Source organism: Actinoplanes sp. CA-131856 (assembly GCF_050956135.1).
Taxonomy (GTDB): Bacteria; Actinomycetota; Actinomycetes; order Mycobacteriales; family Micromonosporaceae; genus Actinoplanes.
Window position 1 is genome coordinate 5,166,888 of record NZ_CP191849.1, and the last position, 13,806, is coordinate 5,180,693.

The following is a 13,806-nucleotide window of genomic DNA, read 5'->3' on the forward strand; positions in this document are numbered from 1 at the left end:
CTATCCCTCGAAGTAGTGCCCCTTTTCGAGGTCCTCCATGAGGCCCGGGTGCTCCGGCGCCCAGCCGAGCAGCTCGCGGGTGGCGGCGCCGGACGCGGGCTGGTCCACGGAGAGCACCATGCCGAGGAAACCGAACTCCCCGGCCGGCCGCGGCTTCACCGGAAGCCCGAGGTGCCGCCCGATCACCGCGGCGACGTCGGCGATCCGCACGCCCTCGTCGCCGACCGCGTTGAGGATCGACCCGGCCGGCGCCTGCTCGACGGCGAGCCGGAAGAGCTTCGCGGCGTCGAGCCGGTGCACGGCCGGCCAGCGCTGCGAGCCGTCACCGACGTGGCCGGAGACACCGGACTGCCGGGCGGCGGCGACCAGCATGGCGATGAAGCCCTTGTCGCCCGGCCCGTGCACGGTGCGGGGAAGGTTGACGACCGAGGAGCGCACACCCCGCTCGGCCATGCCGGCGGCGATCTTCGCGGTGAGACCGCGGCCCTCGGTCGAGGTGAGGGTGTCCCGCTCGGTGGCGACCACGCCCGGCACGACCGGCGTGCCCGAGGTGATGACCAGCGGCTTGCCGGTGCCCTCGAGAACGGCGCCCATGGTCTCGACGGCCCGCCGGTCGTCCAGGATGTTCTGCTCGAAGACCGTGAAGTCGTGCTTGAACGCGAGGTGGACGACACCGTCGGCGCCGGCGGCTCCGGCGCGCAGCGCGCCGAGGTCGTCGATGTCGCCGCGAAGGACTTCCACGCCGGCCGCCGTGAGCGCCGCGGCCGAGGCGTCCGAGCGGGCGAGGCCGATCACGTGGTGGCCGGCCGCGAGAAGCTCCGGGACGACAGCCGACCCGGTCCAGCCGGAAGCGCCGGTGACGAAGATACGCATGAGAGGACCTCCTGGCCCTGTGATGGGACTTGGTCTCATCACCGTAGCACGTGACGGGACTGAGTCCCATCACGCTAGGATCGCCCTCATGGCACGCTGGGAACCGAACGCACGCGAGCGCCTGGCGGCGTCCGCGCTCGACCTGTTCGTCGAGCGCGGGTACGAGGGCACGACGGCGGCCGAGATCGCCACCCGGGCCGGCCTGGCCAAGAGCACGTTCTTCCGCCACTTCACCGACAAGCGCGAGGTGCTGTTCGCGGGCGGCGAGTTGCTGAGCGAGGCGTTCGTGACGGCGATCGAGTCGTCGCCGGCCGGGACGCCGCCGTTGAAGCTGGTGCAGGCGGCCCTGGAGGCGGCGGCGTTCCCGTTCAACGCGGAACGCCGGGACTGGGTCGTCAAGCGCCAGACGGTGATCGCGGCCAACACAGAACTGCTGGAACGCGAACTGCTGAAGCAGGCCGCGATGACCGAGGCCATGACGACGGCGCTGCGGTCGAGGGGCCTGGACCCACGAGCGGCGGCGGTGACGGCGGAGTTGGGCACTTTGGCGTTCCGGGCGGCGTTCACCCGATGGATCGCGCCCGGCAACGACCGCGACTTCGCCGCCTTGGCCCGCGAGGAGCTGACAGCCACGGCCGAGGCCGCCGCCACGCTCTGCTGATCCTTCCCGCGTTGAGCTTCCGCCCGCGTTGAGCTTCTTCTCGCGCTCAGCTTCCTTTTGTGCTCAGTTGCCGCGACGTCCCTCCTGCGGGCGGCCGGACCGCCTCGCGCGCGGGGTTCGGCTGTTTCAGGCGAGCGTTCGGGCCAGGCGGGCGGCCTCGTTCTTGAGGCGGGTGCGTTCGGGGCGGGCGGCCGCGGCGGCGACCTCGGGCAGGTGGGCGCGGGCGTTGATCGCGGCGGCGACGGCGGTGGCCAGTGCCAGCAGGTCGGGCAGGCCGGCGGGCGGGCGGTCCCGGCGGAGCAGGGCGGGAACGACCGCGTGCAGGATCGCCCAGACGGCGTGCTGGGAGCCGCCCCGGGCCAGGTCGGCCAGGGCGTCGGTGGTGGGGTGCAGATCGTCGGGCCGGTCGGCCAGGAGCAGGGCGAGTTCACGGCCGAGCAGCCCCGCGTCGAGCCCGCCGCACCGGGCGAGATGAGCGACGGCGGCGACAGCATCGCCGCGGTCCGCTTCGGTGCCGACGGTCAGCGCCTGCGCGAGGGCGATCGCCATCGCGGGCCCGAACGGCCCGTTCGAGCGGGCGAGCGCCGTCAGAACCTCCGCCTGGGCGCCCGCCGCAACCTGGTCCCCGGCCGGAGCCGGCGGCGGCTGGTGGCCGGCAGGGCGCTCGTCCGCGGCGGTCGGCGCTGCTCGCCGGGCATGAGCGGCGCCGCTCTCGATATCGCGGCCGGCGGAGCGCTCGGTAGCGCTCTTCCCGAGGTATCCGGAGGCGTTCTCGGTATCGCGGCCGACGGAGCGCTCGGTAACGCTCTCCCCTGCGTGCCCGGAGGGGCTCTCGGTCACGTTCTCCCCGACGTGTCCGGGGGCGCTCCGGGCGGGACCGTCGGAGGTCCTCTCGAGGGAGCGGGAATGCACGACGTGGGCGGCGATGATCTCGCGGTGGCTCGGCAGGACCATGGGCCAGCACGACGGGTCGGAGGGCGCCCGGCGGGGCTGGTCGGTGGGCAGGGCGAGCAATCCGGGCGGAAGCGCGAGACCCGAGGCGTCCAGCGGTGCGAAGGTCACCCCGCGGTGCGCGGGGCCGGCGGGTGAGGCGATCACGGTGATCGCCGGGTCGGGCAGGCCGCCGGTGCGCAGCCACGCGGCGAAGCGGCGGCCGGCGGTGGAGTTGAGGCGCGCGGCGGCGGTGAGCACCGAGGGCGGTGTCTCACGGGGAAGGCGCAGCAGGGCCTGGGTCAGGTCGTACGGGCCGGGTTGCCAGCCGGCGCGCTCGGCTGAAGCCAGGCGCAGCAACAGGCGGGCCGGATCGACGTGACCGTCCTGTGTGGCCGGTGTGGCCAACAGGGCGGGCGGCGCCTCGCCCCGCGTCAGCTGTCCGGCGAGTTCGCGGATCCGCAGGCGCCACATCTCCTGCGGCGCGGGCAGGGGCCTCCGGTCGACGCCCGCGAAGGCGGCCCCGGCAGGCGCGTGCGGGGCGGGCAGGGGCCTCCGGTCGGCGCCCGGGAAGGCGGCCCCGGCAGGAGCGTGCGGGGCGGCGGGGTTGGCCGCTCTGGTGGGAACGATCGTGCTCGCGGTCGGCGGCGGGGCGCTGGACGTGGCCGGCGGGCGGCGGGCGCCCACCGGGGCGTAGCGGCGAGTGGCGGCCCCGGCGGAACGGGCGGCTGCCTGGGCGGCCGCGGCCTCGGCGAGCTCGGGTGGGACCAGGGCGTGGATGAGCTCGGCCAGCGGCGACGTCCTGTCCGCGGCGTGGGGGGCCAGGGCCCATGCCAGGTCGGGGCGGGCCGAGGCGCCGAACTTGGTGATGGCGGCCAGCGCTCGTTCCAGGTCGACCGGGGTCAACGGGGAACGGGCGAGGGTTGCCGACAGCTCCGGCAGGGAGCCGATCGCGGGCGGCATGGGCTCCGGGACGTACACCATGGGAGAAGGAGGGAACCTCGGACCTGGAGGGATCGACGGCTGGCCGATGATCTCATCGGCCTGGCGGCGGAGATCTCCCGCGAGGGTGTCGGCGGCCGGGCGGAGGGCCTCGGCGGAATGGTGGCCTACGACGCGCAGCGCCTTCTCCGCTACCTCGGTGTCGTCACTGTCCAGCAGGGACGTCGCGGCCTCCAGCAAGGCCGGCGCGGCCGACGGATGACGGGTGACGGCCCGGTCGAGCCAGGCGACCTGGGCGCGGATCAGCTTCTTCTCGGTGCGGGCGAACGCGGCTCGCATGGCGGCCGTGACCGTGTCCGCGTCCAGGTGGCCGGCGTCGTCCAAGGCCCGCAGGACGCGCTGGGCCAGCTCGGCGACCGGGCCGTTGGGCTCGGCCAGCATGGCCAGGAAGTCCGCGCGGTGGGCGGCGCGCTCCTCCACGGTGGGGTCGAGGTGGCGGAAGGTCTCCAGGGTGGGGCGCAGCGCGGCACCCCGGTCGCCGGACCGGAGGCGGGCGACCAGCAGGGCGATCAGCTCGCGGCGGTCGATGCGCTTGCCGGCGGCGAGCAGGGCCAGGGCGGCCGGCCAGATGTCGCCGAGGTCGGTGGCGACCTTCGGGGTGGCGAGCAGGGCCGGCAGTTGGGTCTCCAGCCACGGGTCCTCGGCCAGGCGGGCGGCCAGGGCGCCGGGCGAGGTGGCGGCGGAGAACTGGCGTACCCATCCGCGCAGCACCGGCTCGGTCCGGGGGAGGGGCAGGCCGGCCGCGTGCAGGGCGGCGGCGGTCAGGGCCCATTCGCCGCGGTCGTGCTCGCGGTGCTTGAGCTGGGCCGCGAGGTCGGTGGCGACGGTGGCCAGGCCGGGCCGGCCGGGTGCTTGCAAAACCCTGATGACAGCGGCGATCGTACGGCCTGGGAAGTCGCCCTTGAACCGCGGCGACCGCAGCCACGCGACGACGTCGTCGCTGGTGGGCAGGCAGCCGGCGCCGGCTACGAGCAGTGCGCCCTCGCGGCGGGCGCGTTCGTCGGGGTCCGCTGCCGAGGGGCGGCGGGAGCGCACGGGCGGCGCTGCCGGAAGGTCGGCCGGCGTGCTCGGTCCCGTGAGGAAGCTCGGCGCGGCGGCGCTCGGGCCGGTGAGGGCGTCTGACCCCGTGACGGCGTTCTGCCCTGTGAGGCTGTTTGGCCCCGTGAGGCTGTTTGGCCCCGTGAGGGCGTTCGGTCCCGAGAGGGCGCTAAGCACGGGGCGGCGGCGCCGGGCCGAGGGGCTGCCGGACGGTGGGACGGCGGGGTCGGTGGCGCGGATGCGGGGGACCAGGGCGCGGCGGTGCTGCTCGTCGAGGTGCAGCAGGGCGTCGGCCATGTCGTCGGCGTCGCCCTCCTCCAGGAGCTGGAGGAACTGGTCGTAGGCCGGCTGGCGGGCCGGTGCCGGCCGGGTCCGGCCGGCGGGTTTCTCGGTTGCCGTGGCCATGAGGGGAAGGTAGCGACCACTCGAGCCTCTCCGCCCCGATTCCGCCACATTCGTACACAGCCTTCATCGAGGGAGCCTAGCCTCCTAGGACGCTGTAAGGGCGATGCGGGCGGGCACATGTGGCGAAACCGTCCTCGTTCCCCCGGAAGGGGCATTACCGTGATCGTGAAACATTCTCGGCGGAACCTGCCCGTGACTTCTTATACGCACCGCCCTGGATGCCGATTTGCGCGGTGGCGAAATACGGACAGGAGAGGCATCGGGGATGGGACTGACATCAGCGTTCGACAACCGGTCGCTGCGGACGAAGATCGGCGCGGCGGTCCTGGTGGGCACGGTCAGCGGCATCGTCGTCGGCGGCGTCGCGCTGGCGACCTTGCGCACACAGAACTCGGACGCCGCGGACTCGCAGCGGCGGACGGTCGCGCTGGAGTCCGCGGTTGGGGCGTTCAGCAAGAACATCGAAGCTTTCAGCGGCAACAACTCGGCTCTCAAGCTGTACCCGAGCCTTGCCGACGCGCTGAAGAAGAACATGGAGACCAACAAGTCGAACATCGATTCGGCGCTGACCCAGCTGAAGACGGCGTTCGCGGGTGACGCGACCGGCACCGCCGCGGTCGCCCAGGCGGCAACCGATTGGGACGCCTACCTCGAGTTCAACCAGAAGGACTTCACGAAGGCCACGGCGGCCGAGCTCCAGCAGGCGGTCACCGACTACAACAAGCTGTACACCGCGCTCGGCGACGACCAGACCACGCTGACCACGCGGGCCGAGCAACTCTCCGAGGAGGCCATCGCCAGCGCGCAGTCGGCCGCCAACAAGGCCACCTGGACGGTCGGCATCCTGCTGATCGTCGGCGTCGCGGTCAGCACGCTGCTCGGGTTCCGGGTGGCGGGCCGGGTGCGCACCACGGTCCGCGAGGTGTCCCGGGTGGCCGAGGGGCTGGCCGAGGGCGACCTGACCCGGACGTCCGGGGTGACCACGCAGGACGAGGTCGGCAAGATGGCGGCCGCGATGGACCAGGCCGTGGCCCGGCTGCGCGAGGACGTCGTGCAGCTGGCCGGCAACGCCACCACGCTCAACGCCGCCGCCGGTCAGCTGACCAGCGTGTCGGGCCAGGTCGAGTCGGCCGCCAACGAGGCCTCGTCGCAGGCGGGCACGGTCGCCGCGGCGGCCGACGTGGTGTCGAACAACCTGCAGGTGGTGTCGGCCGGTTCGGAGGAGATGGGCTCGGCCATCCGCGACATCAGCGTCTCCACCACCGAGGCCTCCGAGGTCGCGGTGCAGGCGGTCGAGGTGGCGTCGGCGACGAACGCGATCGTGGCCCGCCTCGGCGAGTCGTCGTCCGAGATCGCGTCGGTGGTCAAGGTGATCACGTCGATCGCCGAGCAGACCAACCTGCTGGCCCTGAACGCCACGATCGAGGCGGCCCGGGCCGGCGAGTCGGGCAAGGGCTTCGCGGTCGTCGCGGGCGAGGTCAAGGACCTGGCCCAGGAGACGGCGAAGGCCACCGAGGACATCTCCCGCCGGGTGTCGGCGATCCAGGCCGACACGGACGGCGCGGTCACCGCGATCGGCGAGATCTCGGCCATCATCGAGCGCATCAACGGCATCCAGATGACCATCGCCTCGGCGGTGGAGGAGCAGACGGCCACCACGCAGGAGATGAACCGCACCCTGTCGGAGGCCGCGGCCGGCGCGGGCGACATCGCCGCCACCATCGGCACCGTCTCCGACGCCACCCAGCGCACCACGGCCACGGTCGGCGACACCCGCCACGCCGCCGACGACCTGGCCGTCACCGCGGGCCAGCTTCAGGCCGTGGTGTCCCGCTTCCGCTACTGAGAGAGGCGGACGCCGCCGCAGCTGAGAAAGAGCCTGTCCAGGTCGGATGGGCTCTTTCCAGGGTTCAAGGAAGAGGTGTCAAGTCCGATCGGCCATGCGTTCACGGTGCCTCAGCCACTCGCGCCACCATTCCAGGCGGTCGCCCGATTCTTGTGGCACCAACGCAGCGCCCAGTGCCCCGACCAGGCTGCCGATAGCCACGGGCGGCGCCACAAGAATCAAGGCCCAGGAAGAGGGTTCGAACACGAGAGCTGTCGCCGGGGCGGAGACGCCCGCGATCGCCACGGCCGCCCAGCGCCAGGACGTCGGAGGCGCCGACCGGATCATCAGCTTTCTGCCGCCTCGAGTGTTCCCGTCCTTGGTTCGGCGACTTGTCACATCATCCTCCTCGCGGGCGTTTGAACGTCCGCGTTGGCCGGACGAGGCTCATCGTGCTCGTTGACGGAGCAATGTGCAAACATTATGCTCCGTTTGCTCCAATACGGAGCATTAGAATGAGTCGGAGCATGAGGCTGAGGCGATGAGTGAATCCGCTGACTCCACAGGGCAGATCGTCAAACGGCTGAGACGCGGGCAGGGATGGACCGCTCAACAACTCGCCGAGAGATGCGCGCGTGCCGGGATGCCGTCACTGACCAGAAGCACCATCGCCAAGATTGAATCCGGCGTGCGGAAGTCGGTCGCTTCGGAGGAACTCGTGGCCTTGGCGCAGGCTCTCGGTGTAGCTCTCTCCGACCTCGTGGAGGTCGGGAGCGGACGTCCTTCGAGTACGCGAATGGGGAGAACGGGGTCGGGCATCGGCCAAGGCGTCGCCGTCGTCTCGATCGGCGGGCGGTCCATCCGGCAGAGCGTCGAAGCCGCTTTGCCGGAACTGTCTCTGGAGGACGCCGAGTTCGTCGGTCAGTTCGTCCATGAGGGATACGTCGGCCCGGACGACTTCCAGCAGTTGGCCGGGACGATCCGCGATCAGGTTCGACAGTGGCCGGACGCTCGCGTGTCCCGGCTGAATCTTTTCTATAAAGGGCCGGTAGCCTTAGGTCCCTTGCTGGGTGCACTTCTCGGCACTACAAGCCTTGCCGTCTATCACTTGGAGAGTGGCCGGCGTACCTTGGCGTATGTGATCGACCGTAGATTTCTCGTGTCCAGCAACTAGACGGGGCGAGGGGAGTGTGCCTGCCAGGTTGGCTTGAAATAGGCCCTCCGGCGTGCGAGCGCTGGATGCAAATCGGGTGAATTGCCGGAAAGCCCGGGGACGGGTAACCGGCAGCCAAGGCTGGCATGGAGGGCTGACGCCCGAGTGGTCAGCAAGGTTCAGAGACTAGGATCCGAGCGAAAGCGGTAATGATCCCACGAGCGCCCGACATCTCTTCGAGATGATGAGATAGTCCGTCCTACCGACATGATCTGTTACGCGTGAAACGGTAGAAGTCAGGGATAAAGAACCCTGGCGATAACACAGGAACGGCTCGAGTGTAAGCCTGGCGGCTACGTGTGGGACGCGCCGATCGCGTGCGTCCCACACGCGCGTTACGAGGCTTCGAGGGCGTGGGCCATCGTGGCCTGTTCCTCGAGGACCTCGCCGATGCGGGTCTGTACCGAGTCGAGCTGGTGGATGGTCTCGCTGGTGTCGCGGATGCCGCCGGCTACCGACTCGGCGCTCTCCTGCAAGGCGGCGATCTGTTCCGACACCTTTTTCGTGGCCTCGGCTGTCTCGCGAGCCAGTTCCTTGACCTCGCCGGCCACTACCGCGAAGCCCTTGCCGATCTCGCCGGCCCGGGCTGCCTCGATGGTGGCGTTCAGGGCCAGCAGGTTCGTCTGGTCGGCGATCGAGGAGATGATCTGGATGACGTCGCCGATGGCGGCTGAGGCGTTGCCCAGGGCGTTCACGTCGCCGGTCATCGCCGAGGCCCGGCTCACCGCCTCGTCGGCCACCCTTGTCGCGTCGGCGGTGGCGGCCCGCAGGCGGTCGACCGTGTCGAGCAGGGCTCTCGCGTTCGCGGCTGACGCCTCGGCCGCCCGGACCACCTCCAGGCGCTGGGAGACCAGCTGCTGGACGTTGCGCAGGGCGTCGGCCCGCGAGTCGGACAGCTCCACGAATTCGGTGGTGAAGAAGTCCATCGTGCCGATGATGCGGTCGCCGCTGGAGATGGGGAAGCAGACGCCGGAGCGCACGCCCGCGCGCTGGGCGGCGGGGGCTCGGACGCAGTCGGTCAGTTCGCCGATGTCGCGGACGAAGACCAGGTCGCGCTGGCGCCAGGCGCGGCCGGACAGGCCCACGCCCTCGGCGAAGGTGGCGGCCAGGGTGACCTTGCGGAACTCGTCGCCGGCGTTTCCCGACTCGACGCGGAACTTGAGCACGTTCTCGGTGTCGTCGATCTCCCAGTAGGAGCCGTACGCCCAGTGGAAGGCGGTGCGGACGGCGTCCAGGGCGGCCTTGATGGCCAGGGACGAGCTCTCGGTGTGGCCCAGCGCGGTGACCACGCTGGTGACGGCGAGGCGGTCGTCGGCGACCTGGCGGGTGTGGAAGGCGGCCAGGGCGGCCACCCGGATCTGTTCGGCGAGGCGGCCGATCGCGCCCCACTTGCTGATCAGGGCGGCGTCCATGACGACCGGGTTGCTGCCGTAGTACTCCAGGACGGCGACGAGCTTGTTGCCGCGGATGGCCGGCACCGCGATCCCGGCTTTGGCGCCGCCCCGGATCGCGGCCTGGAAGCGCGGGTCGGTGGTCGACGCGTCGGCGTTGACGTAGGCGGGCTGCGAGTTGCGAAGAACCTGCTGGGCCAGGCCGGAGGGGCCGCTGAGCTGGCCCTTGAGCCGGCCCAGCTCGTACTCCAGGCGCAGCGTCCCGTTCTCGACGCACCACACGGCCCCGTACTCCATGTCGTAGAACTCGACGTAGGTGGAGGCGTAGATGCGCCAGGTGCTGCCCTCGCCGGTGGCGCCTTCGAGGTTGGTGGTCAGCTCCTCGAGCGCCTCGATGTCGCGGGGCGGCTCGCGTCGCGCGACGGGCTCGGATTGCTGTTGCCGGTTGCCGAACAGGCCCATGGGATCAGGCTACGGAGTGAAATGCCGGTTTTCCGGGTGTTTACGACGTAAGTTCGTGCAACGCCTCGTTGAAGATCTCATGGTGGCGCTCGACGTCCTCGGCCGTGGTGGCCGGGGCCATCAGCGCCATGTTGTGGAACGGGGTCAGCAGCACCCCACGGTTGGCCAGGTAGACGTGCAGGAAGTCCTCCAGCTCGGCGTCCGCGTGGGCCGCCGACTCGGTGCCGTTGCGCGGGGCGGGGTCGGCGAAGCGATATTCCACGCGAGCCCCGAGCTGACTGACCGACCACGGCAGGGCGTACGTCTCAATGATCTTGCGAATGCCGCCGGCGAAGGCCGTCGCGGTGTCGATCATGCCGGCGAAGGCGCCGTCGGTCAGGACCTCCTCGAGGCAGGCGCGGGTCGCGGCCATCGAGACGGGGTTGCCGGCCAGCGTGCCGCCGACGCCGCCCATGTCGACCAGGTCGAGGTCAGTGCGGCCGGTCAAGGCCGTCGCCAGATCTTCGGAGAGGCCGTACGCCCCGACGGGCACCCCGCCGCCGATGGCCTTGCCGATGGTCACGACGTCCGGCGACAGCCCCCAGAACGCGGTGGCCCCGCCCGGCCCGGCCGAGAACGTGTGGGTCTCGTCGTTGATGAGATAGGTGCCGTACTTGCGGGTGAGCTCGCGGACCCCGGCCAGATATCCGGGCTCGGGCAGCACGATGCCGATGTTGGTCAGCGCCGGCTCCATCAGCACGGCGGCCACGTCGCCGTGCGCCAGCTCGCGCTCGAGGCCGGCCAGGTCGTTGAACTCGGCCACCCGGCTCGTCGCCGTGACGTCGGTGGGCGCGCCCACGTTGCCCTCACGGCTGCGGCCGTGGCCGTCGGGGCCGACCACGATCAGCGACTCGTCGACCGAGCCGTGGTAGCAGTAGCTGTGGAACAGGATCTTCGACCGGCCGGTCACGGCCCGCAGCAGGCGGATGGCCCAGCGGTTGGCGTCGGTCGCGGTCAGGGCGAAGCTCCAGTACGGCACGGCGAAGCGCCGGCTCAGCTCGGCCGCCACGATCGCCGCGTCCTCGGTCGGCATCATCGTGGTGGCGCCGCCCAGCGTGGCGAGGCGGCGGGTGACCGCCTCGACCACGGGCGCGGGGGAGTGCCCGGCCATGGCCCCGGTGTCACCGAGGGCGAAGTCGAGGTACTCGTGACCGTCGAGGTCGGTGATCCGGTTGCCGCGGGCCGTGGCGACGTAGAGCGGGAAACCCGCGGCGGTCTTGTTCATCCATGTCATCGGCACCCGGCCGAACAAGTGGTCGGACCGCTGGTAGGCGGCGGCCGAGCGGGGGTTGCGCTCGGCGAAGGTGGCCCGCTCGCGGGCGGCCAGCTGGGCGAGACGACCGCGATCAACTCCGGATTCCGTCGACATGGCGCGATGCTACTAATGATCTGTTGTATGCGCGATAGCTCAGCCGCTGATTCCGTTGATCCGCCGCAAGATGATCATGGCGGAGGAGTCGGGAGCCGCCAGCGCCACTCTGACCGTTTTGTCGCCCGTTTCGGAAATGTGACCGTCGTCGGCCACGCGCAGGGGCAGGTGGGGCGCATCGGACGGTGCGATCTCGCCCACGGCGATCGCGGCGGCCAAGGGATCGTGCAAAGGAACGGCGCGCGAACCCGTACGTTCCTCGTAGAAGTCCAGATAAGCCGGCAACATGTCGGCCAGCGCCCGCGTCAGCGGGGTGCCGCCGAGCCGCGCCCGGTCCTCCTCCGACCAGCGGTGCTCCAGGGTGACGTCGAGCGGCACCAGCGTGACTGGCCAGTCGGCACGGAAGACCTCGTCGGCCGCGCCCGGGTTGTCGCCGATGTTGGCCTCGGCCCGGGGCGTCACGTTGCCCGGCACCCGCACCGCGCCGCCCATGATCGTGACGGTGCTGATCCGCGCGGGCAGCGTGGGATCCTCGCGCAACGCCAGCGCGAGATTCGTGCACGGTCCCGTGGCCAGAAGGTGCAGCTCACCGGCGTACTCGCGGGAAAGATCTAAAAGCATGTCGACGCTCGTACGAGGGTCGGGCCGCCGCCCCTCGGGAAGAGTCACCCCGCCGACACCGTTGTCGCCGTGCACCGCCTTCGCCCCGCGCTTGATCTCGCCCTCGCCGACCGCGACCGGAATGTCGTCGCGGCCGGCCAGGGCGAGCAGCCCCAGGGTGTTACGCGCGGCCTGACCGGCCGCGGTGTTGCCGTTGACCGTGCCGATGCCCACCAGATCGACGCCGGGGCTCGCCAGCAGGAAGGCGATCGCGATGGCGTCGTCGATGCCGGTGTCGCAGTCGAGATAGAGGATCATGCGGTCATGATGCCGGAGCGCTGGTCCCGAACGCGGTGAAGAAACGGTCCCGGAACGCGTTCATCGGCCACACCGGCGTGGCCGGCAGCGGCCGCAGCCCGTCGGCCCAGTTCCAGGCGGTGATCCGGTCGAGCACCTTCGGATCCTTGGCCACGATGGTGATCGGCACGTCGTGGCTGGCGCCGGCCCCGGCCGCGATCGGTGACGGCTGGTGGTCGCCGAGGAACACCATGACCAGGTTGTCGTCGCCGTAGCGGGTGATCCAGTTGATCAGCGAGGTCAGCGAGTACTGGATGGACTTGCCGTACTCGGCGCGGACCTTCTTCGGCTCGGCCCACAGCGCCTTGGGCTTGGTGCCGTCCTCGACCATCCTCGTGTAGACCGAACCGTCGCCGACCTGGTCCCAGTCGGGCAGATAGTCGGGGATCGGCGCCCACGGGGTGTGGCTGGAGACCAGCGGCATCTCCACCATCAGCGGCCCCCGGCCCGGCTTCTTGTACTCGATGGTGTTGAGCTGCTTGAGCGTGTACTGGTCGGGCATCGGCGCCCAGCTGAACTTCGGGCCGTTGTAGCCGAGGTTGCGCGAGTCCCACACCTGGTCGTAGCCGTAGAAGTTGCCCTCGGGCCAGGCCCGGGTGGCGCCCGGCATGACGCTGACCGTGCGCGAGCCGGCGTTCTTGAACGCGCGGGTCAGGGTGAGCCGGTCGGTCGAGACCAGGTTGCGGTACCGCTGCTCGTTGTTGATCCACAGCCCGGACTCGAAGGTGGAGTGGGCCAGCCAGCTGCCGCCGCCGAAGGTGGGCGAGGTGAGCCAGCCGCTGCGCGCGGCGTAGCCGGCCTGCTTGAGCTGGGCGGTGCCGTTGTCGAGGACCGGGTCGACCAGCTCGGCCAGGGCCGGGGTCTCCACGGCGCTGCGGCCGTAGCTCTCGATGAAGGTGAAGATGACGTCCTTGCCCTTGAGCCCGGACAGGATCTGGCCGGCCGGGACGTCGCGGAAGGCGTCGTTCGCCACCTCCTTGGCGAAGTTCGCCTCGTCGCGCAGCCCGGCCCGCGCCTGGTGGGCGCGGTCCCACGCGTAGGTGGCGCTGCTGCGCGCGGCGACCGGCACCGCGCCGTACACCGAGACGCCGAGAGAGAAGGTCAGGGCCCACGCCACCGCGACGCCGCCGGCGGTGACGGCCGAGCGGCGGCGGTGCCGGGCCGCGAGCGCGCCGATCCGCAGCACCGACCAGCAGGTGAGCGCGAGGACCGCGCCGACCAGCAGCAGGATGGCGGCGACGGCGCCGATCGCGGCGGGGCGGCCGTAGGAGTCGACCACGAAGCTGAACGCGTCGTCGAACAGGACCCAGTCGAGCACCGGGTCGAACGGGCGGTTCAGCTCCTCGAAGAAGCCCATGTCCAGGCACTTCTCGATGACGAGCCAGCCCAGGACGACGCCGATTCCGATGGATGCGGCCCGTCGTAGGCGAGGGGGCAGGAACATCAGGATGACCAGGACGAACGCGGCTTCGATCGGGATGCGGACAAATGCCCCGGGCGTCAGCCGGGACAGGATGTTCGGGAAGATCAGAAAGGAGAAAAGGAGCAATCCGGCCAGGACGGTGAGCGCGAGCTGGAACCGGGGGTGGCGGAGGAGGGCACGAACGCGTAGCGGCACGCCAGGGGGAACGGATTCACAGT

General features: G+C 71.0%; 9 protein-coding genes. 3 read left to right on the forward strand and 6 right to left on the reverse strand.

Annotation, left to right across the window (positions count from 1 at the left end):
* Nucleotides 1–873, reverse strand: coding sequence for an SDR family oxidoreductase (locus tag ACQP2X_RS23885; RefSeq protein WP_498700389.1), 873 nt, complete (start codon nt 871–873; stop codon nt 1–3).
* Between the two features lie 88 nt (nt 874–961).
* Here ACQP2X_RS23885 and ACQP2X_RS23890 point away from each other — a divergent pair, with 88 nt between their 5' ends.
* On the forward strand, nt 962–1,534 hold the full coding sequence (locus tag ACQP2X_RS23890; protein WP_498700390.1) for a TetR/AcrR family transcriptional regulator: 573 nt from the start codon (nt 962–964) through the stop codon (nt 1,532–1,534).
* Nucleotides 1,535–1,660: 126 nt separating this feature from the next.
* Here the strand turns inward: ACQP2X_RS23890 and ACQP2X_RS23895 are convergent, their stop codons facing one another.
* Entirely contained in the window at nt 1,661–4,909 is a 3,249-nt protein-coding gene (locus ACQP2X_RS23895; RefSeq protein WP_498700392.1) for a hypothetical protein, read from the reverse strand.
* A 265-nt stretch (nt 4,910–5,174) separates the two neighbouring features.
* Here ACQP2X_RS23895 and ACQP2X_RS23900 point away from each other — a divergent pair, with 265 nt between their 5' ends.
* A complete protein-coding gene (locus tag ACQP2X_RS23900) occupies nt 5,175–6,755 on the forward strand; it encodes a methyl-accepting chemotaxis protein (protein WP_498700393.1) in 1,581 nt (526 codons plus the stop codon).
* 520 nt (nt 6,756–7,275) lie between these two features.
* Nucleotides 7,276–7,908, forward strand: a complete 633-nt coding sequence (locus ACQP2X_RS23905) for a helix-turn-helix domain-containing protein (RefSeq protein ID WP_498700396.1) — start codon at nt 7,276–7,278, stop codon at nt 7,906–7,908.
* A gap of 374 nt (nt 7,909–8,282) precedes the next feature.
* Here ACQP2X_RS23905 and ACQP2X_RS23910 read toward each other — a convergent pair whose 3' ends face one another.
* Genes ACQP2X_RS23910 through ACQP2X_RS23925 form a run of 4 tightly spaced genes read right to left on the reverse strand, consistent with a single transcriptional unit; the run spans nt 8,283 to nt 13,783 of the window.
* Complete coding sequence (locus ACQP2X_RS23910) at nt 8,283–9,800, reverse strand: methyl-accepting chemotaxis protein (RefSeq protein ID WP_498700398.1); 1,518 nt, start codon at nt 9,798–9,800, stop codon at nt 8,283–8,285.
* A 40-nt stretch (nt 9,801–9,840) separates the two neighbouring features.
* On the reverse strand, nt 9,841–11,208 hold the full coding sequence (locus ACQP2X_RS23915; RefSeq protein WP_498700399.1) for a transaminase: 1,368 nt from the start codon (nt 11,206–11,208) through the stop codon (nt 9,841–9,843).
* 39 nt (nt 11,209–11,247) lie between these two features.
* Nucleotides 11,248–12,126: a nucleoside hydrolase gene (locus ACQP2X_RS23920; RefSeq protein WP_498700401.1), complete on the reverse strand. Its 879-nt coding sequence runs from the start codon at nt 12,124–12,126 to the stop codon at nt 11,248–11,250.
* Between the two features lie 4 nt (nt 12,127–12,130).
* A complete protein-coding gene (locus ACQP2X_RS23925) occupies nt 12,131–13,783 on the reverse strand; it encodes a sulfatase-like hydrolase/transferase (RefSeq protein ID WP_498700403.1) in 1,653 nt (550 codons plus the stop codon).
* Nucleotides 13,784–13,806 lie beyond the last annotated feature (23 nt).